Here is a 17,484-nt window from a genome sequence, read left to right on the forward strand (position 1 = left end):
GTTGCTGAATCATTTAAAATATGCCGAAATTTTTTTAGTTAAGAGGTTTTATTATGCAATATCTACCAGGGCAGCGTTGGATTAGTGACAGCGAGGCTGAGCTTGGGTTAGGAACTATCATTTCACAAGAAGGACGTTTACTAACTATTTTATTCCCTGCTACTGGTGAAACAAGGCAATATGCAATTAATAATGCTTCATTAACAAGAGTGCAATATACCATTGGCGATAAAATTACTCATATAGATGGTTGGCAAATCGTAGTCGATGAAGTAATGGAGATTGAAGGTTTACTTGTGTACATGGGGATAGATGAACATAATAAAAAACGCACTATTTCTGAAACGCAATTATCTAATTTTATTCAATTTCGCTCTGCAGCAGATCGTTTATTCGCGGGGCAAATTGATTCTTTATCTTGGTTTACATTGCGTTATCAAACATTAGAGCATGCCAGTAATTTACAACAATCAAAACTATTAGGGTTAGCTGGCGCTAGAGTGCAGCCCATTGCCCATCAAATGCATATAGCTCGAGAAGTGGCTGATCGAATAGCACCTCGTGTGTTATTAGCTGATGAGGTGGGTTTAGGTAAAACCATTGAAGCAGGTCTTATTATTCATCGCCAAGTATTGTCTGGTAGAGCAAGCCGAGTATTAATTGTTGTTCCTGAGAACCTACAACATCAATGGCTAGTTGAAATGCGTCGTCGTTTCAATTTAGAAGTAACCTTATTTGATGCTGAACGTTTTGCTCAAGGGGATAGTAGTAATCCTTTTGAAGATAGTCAGTTAGTGTTAGTAGCTTTAGACTGGTTAGTCAGTGATGAACGTGTACAGGATGCGTTATTCGCTGCTGGTTGGGATATGTTGGTAGTCGATGAGGCGCACCATTTGGTTTGGGTGCCTGATTATGTAAGCCCTGAATATGCGTTAGTTGAGCAAATTGCAGAGGTAACGCCAAGCATATTATTGTTAACAGCAACGCCTGAGCAATTAGGTGTAGATAGTCATTTTGCTCGATTAAGACTGCTTGATCCTAATCGTTTTCATAGTTTAGAAGCCTTCCGTGAGGAGAGTAAGCATTATCAGCCTGTGGCAGAGGCTGTGCAAGACTTGCTAGATAAGCAAAAACTATCTAAAGAGGGCCGTAAAGTCATTGAAAGCTTTTTAGGAAAAGATGCAGAGAAATCTGTGTTAGATGCAGCAGTAAAAGGTGAAGAAGAAGCCTGTGCAAGATTGGTAAGAGAGTTATTAGATAGACATGGCACAGGGCGTTTATTATTCCGTAACACAAGGGCTGCTGTACAAGGTTTCCCAATTCGTGAATTACATCATTATCCATTACCTAATCCTGAGCAGTATTTACAGATACCTCGTGATGAGCGCCCTATACTTACCCCTGAAATAGAGTATATTGATCATCAATTAGAGACTGATAGTGAGCGTTGGTGGCATTTTGATCCAAGGGTAGATTGGTTAATTTCTACGTTGAAAATGCTTAAACGTACTAAAGTGCTTGTTATTTGTGCCCATGCAGAAACAGTGATTGATTTGGAAGAAGCTCTACGAATTAAAGAAGGTATTCCAGCTGCTGTTTTCCATGAAGGTATGACTATTATTGAGCGTGATCGTGCCGCTGCTTACTTTAGCGATGAAGAGGGTTCGCAAGTATTAGTGTGCTCGGAAATCGGTAGTGAGGGGCGTAACTTCCAATTTGCTCATCATCTAGTATTGTTTGATCTTCCACCACATCCTGACTTATTGGAACAACGTATTGGTCGTTTGGATCGTATTGGTCAGCAAAATGATGTTCAAATTCATGTGCCTTTTATTGAAGGTACTGCTCAGCAACGATTATTTGAATGGTATGATCTTGCTCTGAATGCTTTTGTAAATACCTGCCCTGCAGGTAGTAATTTGCAAACACAGTTTAGAAAGCATCTGCGTGAACAATTAGAGGGTACGGACGAGAAAGCTTGGTCTAAACTGTTAGAGGAGGCTAAACAGCTCCGTCTACAGCTAGAAGAAGAAATGCAAAAAGGCCGTGATCGTTTATTAGAATTAAACTCAGGTGGTGAGGGTGAAGGAGATAGCCTTGTTGAAGCTATCTTAGATCAAGATGATCTATATAACTTACCTATGTATGCAGAGAAGTTATTTGATGCATTTGGAATAGATGTTGAAGATCACTCTGATAATGCCTTAATTCTACGCCCTGGTGAAAAAATGCTAGATGCTGGTTTTCCATTAGGTGATGAAGAAGGGGTAACCATCACCTATGATCGATCATTAGCTTTATCCCGTGAAGATATGCAGTTTATTACTTGGGAACATCCTATGATGCAGGGTGGAATGGATTTAGTACTGTCTGGCTCAATGGGTAATACAGCTGTTGCTGTCATTGGTAATAAAGCATTAAAAACAGGCACGGTATTAGTAGAGTTTGTTTTTGTAACAGAAGTAGTAGCGCCAAAAGCGTTACAGCTAGTTCGTTACTTACCAAAAGTAGCACTACGTTGTTTATTGGATCCTAGGGGTAATGATTTAGCAGATAAAGTTTCATTCTCTACCTTAAATAAACAACTTGAAAAAGTACCTCGTGGTAGTGCTATTAAATTTGTTAAAGCACAACGTGCTGAGTTGGAAAAGCAAATTGCTATAGCTGAGCAAAAAATGCAGGCTATTTATAATGAGCGAGTAGCAGAAGCAAAACAACGTTTTACGACAGATATTGAGGAAGAGTTAACCAGATTAACAGCCTTGAAAAAGGTTAATCCAAACGTGCGTGATAGTGAGCTAGAAATATTACAAGACTATAAAAAGATAGGCTTAGAATATCTCAATAAAGCGACTTTAAGACTAGATGCTATTAGAGTGTTAGTAGCAGGATAGCTATAAAAAAAGGGTAGTTTAAACTACCCTTTTTTCTTACCAAACAACAACAGGCTTATTCAGCTGTAGATTGGTTATGATCTTCTTCTGTAACTGAGTTGTCAGTTGTTTGTTCTGTAGTTTGTGCATGACCACGCTTATAAACAATATCTTTAGTGCCACCACCACAAACGCCTACTACTTTACCATCAGCAGCAGTACCTTTTTCTACTGCGTCTAAAGTAAATTCAGCAACACCATTGGCTTTAATTTTTTCAGCTATTTGTTCTTTAACAGTTTCGCAGTTAGTTGCAAAAGCTGTGGTAGAAATAAGTAGGGTACAGCATAATATTAATAATTTTTTCATGATAGGCTCCCTGAAAAGTCTCATTGATTAGTATAAACATAATATAATTATGTTCTTTTCTTAGAAAATAAAATACTTTTTCTGAACTTTATCATAACAGGCTGTTCAATCAATAGTATTACATTAAGGTATCATTGAAATTTATTAATAGTAGATAACAGTAGGAAATTACGCTATGACAATATCTATTTTGCTCGCTTATCTTGCTTTAGGGGCGGGTGCTGGGGTGCTGGCAGGTCTGTTTGGTGTTGGGGGTGGATTAATTATTGTTCCTGTGCTGATCTTTAGTTTTCATGCGTTAGGCATATCCGATAACGTTGCAACTCATTTAGCCATTGGCACTTCGTTAGCTACCATTATTTTTACTTCTATTAGTTCTGCTCAAGCCCACCATAGTAAAGGCAATGTAGATTGGCAATTAGTAAAATGGTTAGCTTTAGGTATTATCTTTGGTAGTATTTTGGGTGGTTTTACAGCCAGTTTATTACAGGGTGTTACTTTAAAAATTATTATTGGTTGTTTCGTTATTTGTATGGCTATTCAGCTTGGTTTTAATTTAAAACCAAAAGCTTCCAAATCATTACCTAAAGCACCTGGCTTAACCATAATAGGCAGTATTATAGGATGGGCTTCTGCTATTTTTGGTATTGGTGGTGGTTCATTAACCGTGCCGTTTTTAGCATTTTGTAGTGTACCAATGCAGCGCGCGGTTGCTGTTTCAGCGGCTTGTGGTATTCCAATTGCTATCAGTGGTGCATTATCTTATATGTGGTTTGGTTGGGGCGTCGAGGGATTACCAAGCTGGAGCTTAGGATATATTTACTTACCAGCTTTGATTGGTATTACAGTTACAAGTATGGTATTTTCACGACTTGGTGCTAAACTAGCGTATCGTTTATCTGCTACTTTATTACGTAGAATGTTTGCTATTTTCCTATTTATTGTAGGTTGTAGTTTTTTCACTCAATTGTAATTATTAAGAGAGTTTTATGTTGAAATATCCTGCTATTGATCCAATAGCATTAAGTATTGGTCCTGTTGATATTCATTGGTATGGGCTAATGTATATTTTTGGGATTGCGATTGCTTGGTTTCTAGGACGTAGTCGTTTATATCGTATTCAACCTACATTAACCAAAGATGACTTATCTGATTTGGTGTTTTATTGCGCGCTAGGGGTTATTCTAGGTGGACGAATAGGTTATGTACTGTTTTATGATTTCTCCGTTTATTTAGCTGAACCAGCAAGAATATTTAAGGTATGGCAAGGTGGCATGTCATTCCATGGTGGCATGATGGGGGTAATTGTTGCTATTTGGGTATTTACCAAAAGGCGTGGTAGATCATTCTTTTCAATAGCAGATTTTGTTGCACCATTAGCACCTATCGGATTAGGTCTAGGGCGAATCGGTAACTTTATTAATGGCGAGTTATGGGGTAAGCCAACAGGCGCTGAAAATGAATGGTTAGGTATGATTTTCCCGCAAGATCCATCACAATTGGTACGCTATCCTTCACAGTTATATCAGTGCTTTTTAGAAGGGTTAGTACTCTTCTTAATTGTTTGGATTTACTCTAGAAAACCTCGTCCATCTATGGCTGTATCAGGCATGTTTTTATTCTGGTATGGTGTATTCCGTTTTGTAGTAGAGTTTGTAAGATTACCAGACTCTCAACTAGGTTATATAGCTTTCGATTGGTTAACGATGGGACAAATTCTCTGCTTGCCAATGATTGCTATCGGTTTATTATTATTGGTGCTTGGCTATCGTAATAAACCATCTACTATTAGTGCTAACGTTTAAGGTTAATCATGAAACAATATCTTGATTTAATGCGCCATGTTCGTGATAACGGAGTGTTTAAAGAAGATCGTACGGGGACAGGTACTTATAGTGTTTTTGGTTATCAAATGCGCTTTAATTTAGCAGATGGCTTTCCACTAGTAACCACTAAAAAGTGTCACTTAAAATCGATTATCCATGAGTTATTATGGTTTTTAAAAGGTGATACCAATATCCGCTATCTTAAAGAAAATGGTGTCAGTATTTGGGATGAGTGGGCGGACGAAAAGGGCAATTTAGGGCCAGTATATGGTTATCAGTGGCGCTCATGGCCTGCTCCTAATGGTGAGCATATTGATCAAATCAGTAAATTGATTGAGATGATTAATAAAAATCCAGATTCACGTCGCTTAATTGTGTCTGCATGGAATCCAGCATTGGTGGATGAAATGGCTCTGCCACCGTGTCATGCCTTATTCCAATTCTATGTGGCAGATGGTAAATTATCATGTCAGCTTTACCAACGTTCAGCGGATATTTTCTTAGGGGTGCCTTTTAATATTGCCAGTTACGCATTATTAACAATGATGGTTGCACAGGTGTGTGGTTTAGGACTAGGTGATTTTATCTGGACAGGTGGTGATAGCCATTTATACAGCAACCACTTGGAACAAACTGATCTACAGTTAACCCGTGAGCCTTATCCATTACCTACGATGAAAATAAATCCTGAAGTAAAGGATATTTTTGGCTTTACATTTGAAGATTTTGAATTACAAAATTATCAAGCACATCCTCATATTAAAGCCCCAGTTGCTGTTTAATAGCATAAAAAAAGGCGTTTTAAAAACGCCTTTTTTATTAGTTTGCTTTATAAGCTTTCTTTAGAATATCAAAATTACCGTTCATATTGACCATAATTTCAAATTCTGAAGGGGGTTGAATATCAACCTGTGCACCAGCAGCAGATTTCATGTTCATGGTATTAATCATAGCATCACTTTCAGCATAGTAGTTTCTAGGATAAATACCACCACCATCACTATTAGAAATATTTAAATTTTGCGGGGCACCAAGTTGGTAATCACCACTACTTAATGAGCGTTTAGCCTTATCTTGTAGTTTGGTTAATAGTTTGCTTTCAAGCTCTGCAATGGCTTTATTTTTCGTTTCATCCGAAACACTGTAACGAAAATCGTTGTTAACATTCATTTTAAGCTCTTGGGCTTTAGCAATAATTTTGCCTAAATCATCAAACTTATAAGCGCGGATCTTTATGGTATTTTCTACATAGTAAGTTTTAACTTCTTTAGTGGGTTGATCGGCTTCTTTATTATTGTATTTTTCGATGGCTAATTGGGTAATATCTTTGGTTTTCAATTGTCCAGCAATGGTTTGATATTTTTTCTCAGCCTGTTGCTTGGTTGTGTCATAGCTATTTGCTATTTCACTGATTACAAAACTATATACATTATCAGTATCCTTAACTTTATCAAGATTGCTAATGCCTTGTTGCTCTAGTACTTTCACAACATCATAAAATTTATTACTAGGGATAGTAACATTAACAGTTAATAAAGTTTGATATTGTTGTGCATCTGTTTTAGTTAATGGTTTTGGTGAAGTTTGTTCATAGTTTTTATAGCTAATAGTGGTTAAGTCTTGCTGTTTAACACCTAATTGCTGTAGATAGCTAGTAAATGCTTTCATATTGGTGGTATTGCGATCAGAGGCTTCGCTAGGGGTAGTGCCTTCTGTAGTGTATTTAATAGAAAATTCAGCTGTATCTGGTTTTAAAGTAAGTTTTTCGGAAACATTAACATTAATACTACCTACTGCAACAAGATCCATTCCATATTTTAATTTATTTAGCTCAATAAAAGAGTTATCAACATATTGTTGAGCAAAAGAATAAGGAGTAGCTAGTACAGCCAATCCTAAAGAGACCGCCAATAATTGTTTTTTCATGAGATACTCCGTTGATTAGAGAGACTATTTATTGTCATTAGTCTAGCATGGGATTTGCTATCGGTGTGATAGGTAAATCCCATGGGTATGTAAGTAAATATAATTAAGCCTTAAAGGTGATTCAAAGTTTTACTCTAACAATTAAGCTCTACAGGCTTATAGAATGAAAAGTTTCCTTAAAGTAATGCATTGCTATGGTAAATGATTTTGGTTATTTTACATCTACTTGTTGAATGGCTTTTTATAGTTTGTTTGAAAAACAATACCAATTAAAAAAGCCATGTTTTTACATGGCTTTTAGAGAATTATTTTTTTATATCAGCATTTTTTTTGGTTCAACAATAATATCTTTAGTTTCAGGCTTTTGAGGTTTTAGTTCAATAGGGCAATCTTTTCTTACGCCATAATCAGGTAAGTCACAAGGCTTTGTTATCCCTAATTTATCAGTTATTTTTCTTAATATTCTTGGGTCAGGCTTTGGTCTGTCTTTTAATGGACATTCAGGTCTTACACCATAGTCTTTAAATTTACATGGGCGAACACGGCGCTTATCCGCTAATGTAGTTTGTCTAATATAAAAAACTTGTTCTTTTGATTTCTTAACTACACTTTTATTAGAGTCAATGATCTCAGCTATTAACTTATGTTCTCCACGCTCTAAATTATTAATTGAAAAAGTAGGTGATGTAGATTCACTTACAGTTTTACCATCAATAACAATACGATATTTATGATCTGATGAAAGTTTTGGAGAGCTTTCAATTGTTACCATCAATTGTCCATCTGAATTAATGATAGTAGCTTCATGTTTGGGTGTAATGATAGTAAGTGATTGATAGTTTATAGATATAATCTTAAATGGAGCATTACTATCACCATTACTAGCATTTGGGATATTTATGGGTGTGGTTGGAGAAAGACGAACAGTTTTTAAATCTGATTCATCTAAAGTTTTCTCTGTCTTATTAACGGAGGGGGTGATTTTAATATCAAGATCACGTGTTTCCTGATTTTCAGGAGGATTATCTGTATAAATAGTATTTCCGTTACTGTCTACATAAGAATAAACTTGTGCGTTTAAAGAAACACAAGTGAGTAACAATGCGATAAAGGATAATTTTTTCATTGTATTCTATAAATTAGTTTGCTCTAGGTTGGGGTTTGTTCGGTCTATTCTTAGCCGGTAGTTGTTTTGAAACACGTTGAGTAGTAAATGATTGAGGATCACTACTAGCAATAACCACCCCATTATTAAGAATCTGTCCTTGTATGGTATGTTCACCACGATCGATATTGGTAAGTGTAAAGCTATTACTAGCTTGTGCAGCGCCATAAGGTTTACCATCTAATAATAGTTGATATTGATAAGATGATGGTAAAAAGCGAGCGGATGTATCAAGCACTATTGAAACAGTAAATGTTCCATTATTAGCTCTTAATGCTTCTTCATCTGGTATGCCAGTAATACCTACTTTGGTGATAGTAGGTTTTGAGTCATTAATTTTGAATCCAGGGTCTTGGCCATTAGTCGATGAATTCTGACTAGGGACGGTCTGAATTTTAGGCAACTTAACTTGTTCTGCGTTTACATTAGCAGGGGGTTGTTCATTGGTATATACTGTGTTTCCATCACTGTCTTTGTAACTGTAAACAGGCTGTGCAGCTACAGGTAATACTATTAGCAATAAGGGAAATAGAATCTTGCGCATTGCGATCTCCTAATCTTTAGCTATATTAAGCAAGTTTCGCTGCATAGCTATTATAATTAGCTTATTATAAAGCAATTTGAAGCAGGTGATATAGTTATATCGTGATACATGTCTATTTATAATAAAACTTTTAGTTAATTACAGGTTAACGGTTTATAATTTCATCATCAAATAAATTGTAATCAAATAGATCGAGTTGGGTATATTGTTTAGGTGAAGGGGTCTTTATGAAGTTACAGCAATTACGTTATATTTGGGAAGTGGTTCGCCATGATTTAAATGTCTCGGCAACCGCTCAAAGCTTGTACACCTCTCAGCCTGGTATAAGTAAGCAAATACGCTTATTAGAAGATGAGTTAGGTGTAGAGATTTTTTCCCGTAGTGGTAAACATTTAACTCAAGTAACCCCAGCAGGCGAAAGAATTATTGAAGCAGCGGTAGAAATACTGCGCAAAGCAGAAGGCATCAAGCGTATTGCACAGGAGTTTTCAAGTGAAAAAAGTGGCTCGTTAACCATTGCTACTACCCATACTCAAGCACGTTATGCTTTACCTAAAATCATTAGTGAATTTATTACCCGTTATCCTGATGTATCATTGCATATGCATCAAGGTACTCCTATCCAAATTGCCAAAATGGCGGCAGATGGTACAGCAGATTTTTCAATAGCTACTGAGGGGATGGAAGAGTTTTCTGATTTAGTGATGATGCCTTGTTATCGCTGGAATCGTTGCGTTATCGTGCCTAAATCACATCCTTTAAGTACTTTAAAAGAAATTTCATTAGAGGCTTTAGCAGAACAACCATTAGTGACTTATGTACACGGTTTTACAGGACGTTCTAAGCTAGATGCTGCATTTCATGCCAAAGGATTAGAGCCTAAAATAATCTTTACGGCAGCGGATGCCGACGTTATCAAAACTTATGTTAGGTTAGGTATGGGGGTTGGTATTATTGCCAATATGGCGTTTGATGAGCGTACTGATACTGATTTAGTAAAAATTGATACGGGCGATTTATTTGAATCGAGCATTACACGTATTGCTTTCCGTAAAGGTAGTTTTTTACGTGGCTTTATGTATGAGTTTATTGAAAGCTTTGCCCCACATTTAACTAAAAAACTGATTAATGAAGCCATTGAGCTACAGGGTAAGCCTGAGTTTGATGCTATATTTAAGACTATAAAATTACCTGTACATTAAAAAATATTTTAAAAGCCATTATAAAGTTGAGAATGCTTTATAATGGATTTTCTTTTTTAGCTAATAGAGTTTTATATGCGTATAGGTCATGGTTATGATGTACATCGTTTTGGCGATGGCAACTTTGTAACTTTAGGTGGAATACAAATTCCTTTCCATAAAGGTTTAATAGCCCATTCAGATGGCGATGTGCTAATCCATGCACTTTGTGATGCGCTATTAGGAGCCTGTGCTTTAGGTGATATAGGTCGCCATTTCCCTGATACAGATCCTCAATATAAAGGAATTGATAGTAGACAACTATTACGTCATGTTATTGCATTAGTTAATAAGCAAGGATGGCAATTAGCTAATATGGATGCCACTATTATTGCGCAAGCGCCTAAAATGGCTCCCTATATTGAACAGATGCGTGAATTATTAACCAAAGATATGCAAGTAAAACTTGAGCAAGTTAATATTAAAGCAACCACTACAGAAAAGCTTGGTTTTACTGGTCGAGAAGAAGGTATTGCAGTACATGCTGTGGTATTATTAGCGCCTTATGACAGAACTTGAATTATTAGGCCCTACCGCTTGGGGCGAGGCTTGCGGAGAGGCTCAGTTAAAAGCAATAGCTGAAGATTTTCAGGTGGATGAAGTATTAGATATTCCTTTAACCGGTGAGGGTGAGCACCTTTGGTTATGGGTTGAAAAACGCTATCTAAATACTGAAGAGGTGGCTAAACGGATAGCTAGAGCTATTCAAGTACCATTAAGGCAAGTGAGTTATGCAGGCCTAAAAGATAAGCTAGCGTTGACTAGGCAATGGTTTAGTATTCATTTGCCAGGTAAAATGGATCCTGATTTAACCACATTAGAAAGTGACCAGTTACATATTGTTAAACAAATACGTCATCAACGAAAGTTGCAACGAGGTACTCATTCGGCTAATGGCTTTATTATCCGTTTGACTCAGCTTGAAGCGGATCAAAAGCTATTAGTAGAGCGCTTGCAGTTAATAGCTAAACAAGGTGTGCCTAACTATTATGGTTTGCAACGCTTTGGTTTTGATGGGAGTAATGTTGAGCAAGCTATAGAGTGGGCAAATCAACAAGCTTATCCTGAGCAACGTAATATACGTTCTAGATTATTATCCAGTGCTAGAAGTTATTTATTTAACAAAGTGCTAGCCAGAAGAGTGAGTATGGGTACTTGGAATAACTTAATTAAAGGTGATGTATTGTCCTTTACAGATAGTCGTAGTTTCTTTCCTGCCGAACAACTGGCTGCAAATGATACTAGATTGGCTGAGTTAGATATTCATCCTACCGCTCCTCTTTGGGGAGAGGGTGAGTTAGCTACTACAGCGCAGGCACTACAACAAGAGCAAACAATATTAGCTGAATATCAGCAATTAACAACTTGGTTACAATCCGCCAATATGCGCCAAGAAAGGCGGGTGTTGAGATTACCTGTTAACGATTTAACATGGCACTTTGTAGAACCTACTATTTTACAATTAAATTTTGTATTACCAACAGGCTGTTTTGCTACCTCAGTAGTAAGAGAAATAGTGTCACTTAAAGCAACGGAAGATAAATGTACATATTAGTTTCTAATGATGATGGTGTTTCTGCACCTGGTATTAAAGCACTTTATGACGCATTGGCTGATTATGGTCAATGTCAAGTATTAGCCCCCACGAGAGATATGAGTGGCACAAGTAATTCTCTGACGCTTGATCGTCCATTATACCCACATTATTTAGAGAATGGTTTTATTGGTTTAGATGGAACACCTGCTGATTGTGTACATATGGCAATGAATGGTTTTCTTGAACATAAGCCTGAGCTAGTGGTGTCAGGTATTAATTTGGGTGCTAATTTAGGTGATGATGTACTGTATTCTGGGACAGTAGCAGCGGCTACTGAAGGGCGTTTTACGCAAGCCCCTTCGTTTGCTTTTTCATTAGTTTCTAGAGAAATAACAAACTTACCAACCGCTGCACATTTTGCCAGAAAGTTAGTAGAGAATTATGCTAAACTTGATCTGCCAAATCATACAATACTCAATGTTAATATTCCAAATTTACCTTTAGATCAGGTAAAGGGGATTAAATTAACTAGATTAGGGTATCGTAGCCATTCTTTACCGCCAGAGAAAACAGTAAATCCCAGAGGTAAAGTTGGTTATTGGATCTCTTTGACTGGTGATATAGTAGATGGTGGTGAAGGAACAGATTTTCATGCAATTGCAGAGGGATATGTTTCTGTAACTCCTTTAACAATTGATCGTAGTTGTAGGTTGGCTTTAGATTCTTTACATGCGGTGGGGAAAGTATAAATATGACTAATGGTTTGATGCGAAGTGGCATTGGAATGACTTCGCAACGGACAAGAGAGCGTTTAGTGCAACGTCTGCAAGAAGAAGGCGTGACTAATGAGCGAGTGCTAGAAGTCATTCGTAATACGCCTCGTCACTGGTTTATTGACGAGGCACTTTCACACCGTGCATATGAAGACACCGCATTGCCTATTGGGCATAATCAAACTATTTCCCAGCCACTTATTGTGGCACACATGACAGAAATATTATTAGCCGCTGGGCCATTGGATAAAGTGCTCGAAATAGGGACAGGTTCAGGCTATCAAACCGCCATTCTTGCTCAATTAGTGAACAGAGTATTTTCTGTAGAAAGAATTCAACCTTTACAGGATAAGGCTAAAGAACGATTACAAGGTTTAAAATTACGTAATATAGTATTTCGATGGGGTGATGGTTGGGAAGGTTGGAATGCTTTAGCACCTTACAATGGTATTATAGTCACTGCGGCTGCTCCTGAAATCCCACAAGCGTTATTAGACCAATTAGCAGTGGGTGGTCGTTTAGTAATGCCTGTTGGTGATAATAATAGCCAACAACTACAGCTAGTAATAAGGCAAGAGCAGGGCTTTAAACAACAAATATTGGGTAATGTACGATTTGTACCTTTACTCAATGGAACCATACGTTAATTTAATTATCATTAGGAGCTTAAAGTGGGGTTATTGAATAGAGAGTTATTACCCATTTCTTCGTTATCTATATTGATATTGCTGACTGCTTGCTCAAATGATAATGCTAGAGTTCAAGTAGTTGATAAAACAACAAACTATAATAAACAGGTTAAGGTAACAACTGTTCCTTATTCGGGAAAAGTAGTGCAGGCAGGTAGTTATACGCCTGTAACAAAAGGCCAGCATGTTGTACAAGGTGGGGAGACTTTGTATTCATTAGCGTTTAACTATGGCCGCGATTGGCGAGAGTTAGCTAATGAAAACAATATTGGTGCCCCTTATACTATTTATCCAGGACAGGTAATTTCATTATCAGGTAGAGCTAGCTCAACAACGACTACCACTACAAAAGCGCATGATTCTGGTAGTATTAAAGTGACTACAACCCAGAAACCAACGACATCAACTACCACTAAACCAACAGCTACGCAGGCGCCAACTCAAACACAGACTAAGCCTACTACTTCAGCGCCTACACCGACTACAGCTGTAGTCGGGGGGTGGACATGGCCAGCAATGGGAGCAGTCATTAGTACTTACTCTCCGACAGGTACTCTAAATAAAGGGATCGATATCGCAGCTAGTGAAGGTTCTGCTGTGATGGCAGCATCGGCAGGTACAGTGGTTTATGCAGGTAATAACCTACATGGTTATGGTAATTTATTAATTATTAAACACAATGATAGTTTTGTGAGTGCCTATGGGCATAATCGTAGTTTATTAGTTAAAGAAGGCCAGAAAGTAAGTGCAGGTCAAAAAATTGCTGAAATGGGATCAACAGGTGCTGATCGAGTCAAATTGCATTTTGAGATTAGGTTAAATGGTAAACCTGTAGATCCACTTAAATATTTGCCTAAAAAGTGAAAAATAGTTGATGAAGAAAGTACACGATTTAGAGGTTCAAGCATTTAGTCGTCAATCCAATAGCCAACGTTATAACTATTTTGTTGAGAAAGTATTTGAGTGGCAGGAAGCTTGGGGGTTAGGTGATGAAGAAGGTTGGGTTATTGCTGAAATAGGGGAAGAGATTGTTTTTCCTTTATGGCCAGCAGAGCCTTTTGCTAAGAAATGCCAAGTGGATAATTGGCAAAATACCGAAGTTAAGAAAATTTCTTTTGATGAATTATTAACAGAGGTTTTACCTAGTTTGGTAGAAGATGATGTTCAAGTTGCTGTCTTTATGGTGCCAGATAATGAGCAATGTGGTGTATTGCCTGCACAAGAGCTATTAAATGACTTTGTCACACTTAGTGAACAGAAAGATACTAGATAATAAAATGTATAAATATCGAGTTTGATGAGTAGGCTATAAACTGCTGACAGTTGTTGATGGAAGCAACTATTATAATTGCTGTTAATAAAGCAATTTGAGCATTGAATCAAAAGAAAGAAAAATAACTAAACTTATAGCGTTAGTTAATAAGTATTTTAATTAGAATTAACAATATTTTTGATAAAATATTTTGTTTTTCAATAAATCCTTATATGATGAATCAATGTAATGATAATAAGGATAATCTGTGCTTAATAACCCCTGCTATTTGCGCTTAGCTTTGCCTTCTCCGTTACGGCGATTATTTGATTATTTGCCACCAAAAGGTGTGGATGCAAGTTCTTTACAAGTGGGTATTAGGGTAAAAGTACCATTTGCTAACCGTACTTTAATTGGTGTGTTAATTGAGGTGGTTGAAGAAACCACTGTTCCAGTCGAAAAGTTAAAGAAAGCTATTGAGCTAGTAGATGAAATTCCAATAATTCCACCCTTATTACTAAAACTATGTCAGTGGACAGCACAATATTATCAACATAGCTTGGGGGATACATTATCTTGGGCGTTGCCTAATTTATTGAAGCAAGGTAAATACCCTGATGATAATCAAGAATATTTTTGGAAAGTAGAAGAGGGAAGTGATTTAGAGGATCCTAGACTTGCTAGAGCAACTCGCCAAAAACGAGCATTACAGGTATTGATGCAACATCCACATGGTGTTGCACAAAATCTGATAGGAAAATTACAGATTCAATTAGATACTTTAAAAAGACTACAAGAAAAAGGATTAGTTGTCTGTGAAATAAGAGAAATTAAGCCTATTATCCATGAGGGTAGCTGGTTAATAGAGCCTGAACTATTAGCCAATGAAGAACAAGAAAAAGTAATTAATATTATTAGTAGGTCGCTTGATAGTTATCAACCATTTCTACTCTATGGTGTAACAGGCAGTGGTAAGACAGAGGTTTACTTTCATTTAATTCATCAAGTATTAAAGATGAAAAAACAATCGCTTGTACTAATTCCTGAAATTAATTTAAGCCCACAAACATTGCATCGTTTTCAGAAACGGTTTAATGCCAAAATTGTTTTAATTCATTCAAACTTGACCGATAAAGAACGTTTGGAAGCATGGCAAGCCGCTAAAGAAGGGCGGGTAGATATAGTGATTGGTACTCGTTCTGCTATTTTTACACCCATGGCAAAATTAGGTTTAATTATTGTAGATGAAGAACATGATAGTTCTTATAAGCAACAAGATGGTTTGCGTTACCATGCGCGTGATTTAGCTATAGTTCGTGGCAGAATGGAGAGCGTACCTGTTGTCTTAGGCTCTGCTACACCTTCTTTAGAAAGCTTACATAATGTGACGTTAGATAGATATAGACAGCTCAATCTTACCTATCGTGCAGGCAATGCTAAACCACCTAAAATCCAATGTTTAGATGTTCGTACCCAGCCAATGGATAGTGGTATTTCTGCACAACTGCAAAGCTTAATTGAGTCCACTTTAAAAGTGGGACAACAAGTCTTAATTTTTATTAATAGACGAGGTTTTGCCCCTACCTTAATTTGTCATCATTGTGGTTGGATTTGTCATTGCCCTCATTGTGATGCCAGAATGACATTACATTTAAGAGATCATGAATTACGTTGTCATCACTGTGAGTTTCGCCAGTTACCGCCTGCTATGTGCCCACATTGTCACCATGTGGATTTAAGACCTGTAGGAGTGGGGACAGAGCGTACAGAAGAGCGTTTAAAAGTTTTATTTCCAGATTGGCCAATCTGGCGTATAGATCGTGATACTACCAGTCGTAAATTAGCTATGCAGGAAATAGTCACTGCAGTAAAAACAGGTGAGGCAGGTATTCTTGTGGGTACTCAAATGTTGGCAAAGGGGCATCACTTTCCTAATGTTACATTAGTCGCCATCCTTGATGCAGATAATGGATTATTTTCTGCTGATTTTAGGGCTTGTGAAAAAACAGCTCAGCTCATTATTCAAGTGGCAGGTCGAGCTGGACGAGCAGAACAAGAGGGGCGAGTGTTGATTCAAACTCATTTGCCTGAGCATCCACTCATTTTACAGTTAATGGACAAGGGTTATTTAGCTTTTGCTAAGCATAATTTAGAAGAAAGAAAAGAGGCCAGTTTACCGCCATTTAGTTATTTTGCACTATTAAGAGCAGAAGCTTATAAACAAGAACAGTTAGATGATTTTTTAGTACGTGCACATGCACAAGCGGAAATGTTAGCAGTACAGGTTGAAAATAAAATAATAGAAGTATTTTCTCCAGTGCCAGCACCTATGGAAAAGAGAGCAGGTCGTTACCGAGGGCAAGTTCTAGTGCAAAGTAGTATACGTCCTGTATTACACCAATTTTTAACAAGTTGGGTGCAGGCTTTAGAAGAACTGCCCAAGACTAGTCAGATTCGTTGGTCATTGGATATTGATCCTATTGATTTAAATTAATCACTTAAATCGATTATTTTATTTGATTTGTTTAGAAAACTGCCAAGGCTTATATTGATAATATAAGCCTTGGCGGTTGATTCAAAAGTTATTGAACTTTACGAGGAACAACCAGTGTTTGGTTAAAGCCGTGAGATGAAAGTTGTTTTTGTGCTTTAGTGGCATCATCTTTTGTTTTAAAAGGGCCTACCAATACTCTATACCACGTTTTGTTATTGCTGTTTGCTGTTTCTACTTTAACATCTTGGCCAAGCATTAAGATCTGCGCCCTGATACTCTCAGCACCTGTTTGAGTAGGATATGAGCCAGCTTGCAAAAAGAAATTCATGCTGGATGGTGGCGTAGGCGTTGTAACAACAGCAACTTGTGATGGTTGAGTAGTTTGTATAGGTTGGTTAACCTGTTGGGCAGGTTGTACAGGCGGTTTAACAGGCGTAGGTGGAATAACAGGTGGTGTTCTTCCCTCTAATAAAGCTGCTGCACGGTCACCGTCAAGTTTTTTACGTTGCTCTTCAGTAATGATAGGTTGATTAGGTTCTTTACCTGATAGCATTTTATCAAATTCAAACTTAAATTCGGGCTTATTATTAGTATTATTATCTTTAGGGCGTGTGGTAGGGGTGTTAGGTTTTTGGCCATTTCTAATATCTTGTTTTGGCTCTAGTTTCATTAAAAACATAATAAAACCACCAATAACAATACCTGCAACTAACCATATCCAGCCAGGTGCACCAGATTTTTTAGGTGGTGTATATTTATTAGCACCACGTGGTTTAGTTTTTGCCTTTGCCATTTTC

Annotated in this window: 17 protein-coding genes; 12 read left to right on the forward strand and 5 right to left on the reverse strand. The window is 37.2% G+C overall.

Annotated elements, in window-relative coordinates; genetic code table 11:
• The first annotated feature begins 53 nt into the window (after positions 1-53).
• Positions 54-2,894, forward strand: coding sequence for an RNA polymerase-associated protein RapA (gene rapA / locus ACQVD9_RS03305; protein WP_264747450.1), 2,841 nt, complete (start codon positions 54-56; stop codon positions 2,892-2,894).
• A gap of 55 nt (positions 2,895-2,949) precedes the next feature.
• Here the strand turns inward: rapA and ACQVD9_RS03310 are convergent, their stop codons facing one another.
• Positions 2,950-3,240, reverse strand: a complete 291-nt coding sequence (locus tag ACQVD9_RS03310) for a DUF1161 domain-containing protein (RefSeq protein WP_413774179.1) — start codon at positions 3,238-3,240, stop codon at positions 2,950-2,952.
• A gap of 175 nt (positions 3,241-3,415) precedes the next feature.
• Here ACQVD9_RS03310 and ACQVD9_RS03315 point away from each other — a divergent pair, with 175 nt between their 5' ends.
• The 3 genes from ACQVD9_RS03315 to ACQVD9_RS03325 are packed head-to-tail and all read left to right on the forward strand — an operon-like array spanning position 3,416 to position 5,848.
• The gene (locus ACQVD9_RS03315) at positions 3,416-4,213 is read left to right on the forward strand and encodes a sulfite exporter TauE/SafE family protein (protein ID WP_264747451.1); all 798 of its coding nucleotides are present in this window, start codon (positions 3,416-3,418) and stop codon (positions 4,211-4,213) included.
• Between the two features lie 16 nt (positions 4,214-4,229).
• Positions 4,230-5,045, forward strand: a complete 816-nt coding sequence (gene lgt, locus ACQVD9_RS03320; RefSeq protein WP_264747452.1) for a prolipoprotein diacylglyceryl transferase — start codon at positions 4,230-4,232, stop codon at positions 5,043-5,045.
• Between the two features lie 8 nt (positions 5,046-5,053).
• Positions 5,054-5,848, forward strand: coding sequence for a thymidylate synthase (locus ACQVD9_RS03325; RefSeq protein ID WP_264747453.1), 795 nt, complete (start codon positions 5,054-5,056; stop codon positions 5,846-5,848).
• Positions 5,849-5,885: 37 nt separating this feature from the next.
• Here the strand turns inward: ACQVD9_RS03325 and ACQVD9_RS03330 are convergent, their stop codons facing one another.
• The 3 genes from ACQVD9_RS03330 to ACQVD9_RS03340 all read right to left on the reverse strand — a co-directional run bounded on the left by ACQVD9_RS03330 (position 5,886) and on the right by ACQVD9_RS03340 (position 8,701).
• Positions 5,886-6,992, reverse strand: a complete 1,107-nt coding sequence (locus ACQVD9_RS03330; RefSeq protein WP_264747454.1) for an SIMPL domain-containing protein — start codon at positions 6,990-6,992, stop codon at positions 5,886-5,888.
• Positions 6,993-7,305: 313 nt separating this feature from the next.
• Positions 7,306-8,118 (reverse strand): DUF4124 domain-containing protein, encoded by an 813-nt coding sequence (locus ACQVD9_RS03335; RefSeq protein WP_264747455.1) that lies wholly within the window; start codon positions 8,116-8,118, stop codon positions 7,306-7,308.
• Between the two features lie 13 nt (positions 8,119-8,131).
• Positions 8,132-8,701, reverse strand: coding sequence for a DUF4124 domain-containing protein (locus tag ACQVD9_RS03340; RefSeq protein WP_264747456.1), 570 nt, complete (start codon positions 8,699-8,701; stop codon positions 8,132-8,134).
• A gap of 227 nt (positions 8,702-8,928) precedes the next feature.
• On the opposite strand from ACQVD9_RS03340, the gene cysB reads away from it, so the two are divergent.
• From cysB to ACQVD9_RS03380, 8 genes are all read left to right on the forward strand, one after another.
• A complete protein-coding gene (gene cysB / locus ACQVD9_RS03345; protein WP_264747457.1) occupies positions 8,929-9,903 on the forward strand; it encodes an HTH-type transcriptional regulator CysB in 975 nt (324 codons plus the stop codon).
• A 75-nt stretch (positions 9,904-9,978) separates the two neighbouring features.
• Positions 9,979-10,461 (forward strand): 2-C-methyl-D-erythritol 2,4-cyclodiphosphate synthase, encoded by a 483-nt coding sequence (gene ispF, locus ACQVD9_RS03350; protein ID WP_264747458.1) that lies wholly within the window; start codon positions 9,979-9,981, stop codon positions 10,459-10,461.
• Positions 10,448-11,497, forward strand: a complete 1,050-nt coding sequence (gene truD / locus ACQVD9_RS03355; protein ID WP_264747459.1) for a tRNA pseudouridine(13) synthase TruD — start codon at positions 10,448-10,450, stop codon at positions 11,495-11,497. Before ispF ends, truD begins: the two co-directional genes overlap by 14 nt.
• Positions 11,485-12,228 carry a 5'/3'-nucleotidase SurE gene (surE, locus tag ACQVD9_RS03360; protein WP_264747460.1) on the forward strand — a complete coding sequence of 248 codons (744 nt, stop codon included), beginning with the start codon at positions 11,485-11,487 and terminating at the stop codon, positions 12,226-12,228. Before truD ends, surE begins: the two co-directional genes overlap by 13 nt.
• A 2-nt stretch (positions 12,229-12,230) precedes the next feature.
• Entirely contained in the window at positions 12,231-12,899 is a 669-nt protein-coding gene (locus tag ACQVD9_RS03365; RefSeq protein ID WP_264747461.1) for a protein-L-isoaspartate(D-aspartate) O-methyltransferase, read from the forward strand.
• 24 nt (positions 12,900-12,923) lie between these two features.
• On the forward strand, positions 12,924-13,805 hold the full coding sequence (locus ACQVD9_RS03370) for a peptidoglycan DD-metalloendopeptidase family protein (protein WP_264747462.1): 882 nt from the start codon (positions 12,924-12,926) through the stop codon (positions 13,803-13,805).
• Positions 13,806-13,815: 10 nt separating this feature from the next.
• Positions 13,816-14,214 (forward strand): DUF2750 domain-containing protein, encoded by a 399-nt coding sequence (locus ACQVD9_RS03375; protein ID WP_264747463.1) that lies wholly within the window; start codon positions 13,816-13,818, stop codon positions 14,212-14,214.
• A 247-nt stretch (positions 14,215-14,461) separates the two neighbouring features.
• Entirely contained in the window at positions 14,462-16,687 is a 2,226-nt protein-coding gene (locus ACQVD9_RS03380; RefSeq protein ID WP_264747464.1) for a primosomal protein N', read from the forward strand.
• 88 nt (positions 16,688-16,775) lie between these two features.
• Here ACQVD9_RS03380 and ACQVD9_RS03385 read toward each other — a convergent pair whose 3' ends face one another.
• A complete protein-coding gene (locus tag ACQVD9_RS03385) occupies positions 16,776-17,480 on the reverse strand; it encodes an SPOR domain-containing protein (protein ID WP_264747465.1) in 705 nt (234 codons plus the stop codon).
• Positions 17,481-17,484: the final 4 nt, after the last annotated feature.

It is taken from the genome of Entomomonas sp. E7T21, assembly GCF_058693955.1.

Bases quoted from the DNA above. Each gene is read 5' to 3' on its own strand.
- rapA (WP_264747450.1), top strand. From the start codon at position 54: ATGCAATATCTACCAGGGCAGCGTTGGATTAGTGACAGCGAGGCTGAG.
- ACQVD9_RS03310 (WP_413774179.1), bottom strand. From the start codon at position 3,240: ATGAAAAAATTATTAATATTATGCTGTACCCTACTTATTTCTACCACA.
- ACQVD9_RS03315 (WP_264747451.1), top strand. From the start codon at position 3,416: ATGACAATATCTATTTTGCTCGCTTATCTTGCTTTAGGGGCGGGTGCT.
- lgt (WP_264747452.1), top strand. From the start codon at position 4,230: ATGTTGAAATATCCTGCTATTGATCCAATAGCATTAAGTATTGGTCCT.
- ACQVD9_RS03325 (WP_264747453.1), top strand. From the start codon at position 5,054: ATGAAACAATATCTTGATTTAATGCGCCATGTTCGTGATAACGGAGTG.
- ACQVD9_RS03330 (WP_264747454.1), bottom strand. From the start codon at position 6,992: ATGAAAAAACAATTATTGGCGGTCTCTTTAGGATTGGCTGTACTAGCT.
- ACQVD9_RS03335 (WP_264747455.1), bottom strand. From the start codon at position 8,118: ATGAAAAAATTATCCTTTATCGCATTGTTACTCACTTGTGTTTCTTTA.
- ACQVD9_RS03340 (WP_264747456.1), bottom strand. From the start codon at position 8,701: ATGCGCAAGATTCTATTTCCCTTATTGCTAATAGTATTACCTGTAGCT.
- cysB (WP_264747457.1), top strand. From the start codon at position 8,929: ATGAAGTTACAGCAATTACGTTATATTTGGGAAGTGGTTCGCCATGAT.
- ispF (WP_264747458.1), top strand. From the start codon at position 9,979: ATGCGTATAGGTCATGGTTATGATGTACATCGTTTTGGCGATGGCAAC.
- truD (WP_264747459.1), top strand. From the start codon at position 10,448: ATGACAGAACTTGAATTATTAGGCCCTACCGCTTGGGGCGAGGCTTGC.
- surE (WP_264747460.1), top strand. From the start codon at position 11,485: ATGTACATATTAGTTTCTAATGATGATGGTGTTTCTGCACCTGGTATT.
- ACQVD9_RS03365 (WP_264747461.1), top strand. From the start codon at position 12,231: ATGACTAATGGTTTGATGCGAAGTGGCATTGGAATGACTTCGCAACGG.
- ACQVD9_RS03375 (WP_264747463.1), top strand. From the start codon at position 13,816: ATGAAGAAAGTACACGATTTAGAGGTTCAAGCATTTAGTCGTCAATCC.
- ACQVD9_RS03385 (WP_264747465.1), bottom strand. From the start codon at position 17,480: ATGGCAAAGGCAAAAACTAAACCACGTGGTGCTAATAAATATACACCA.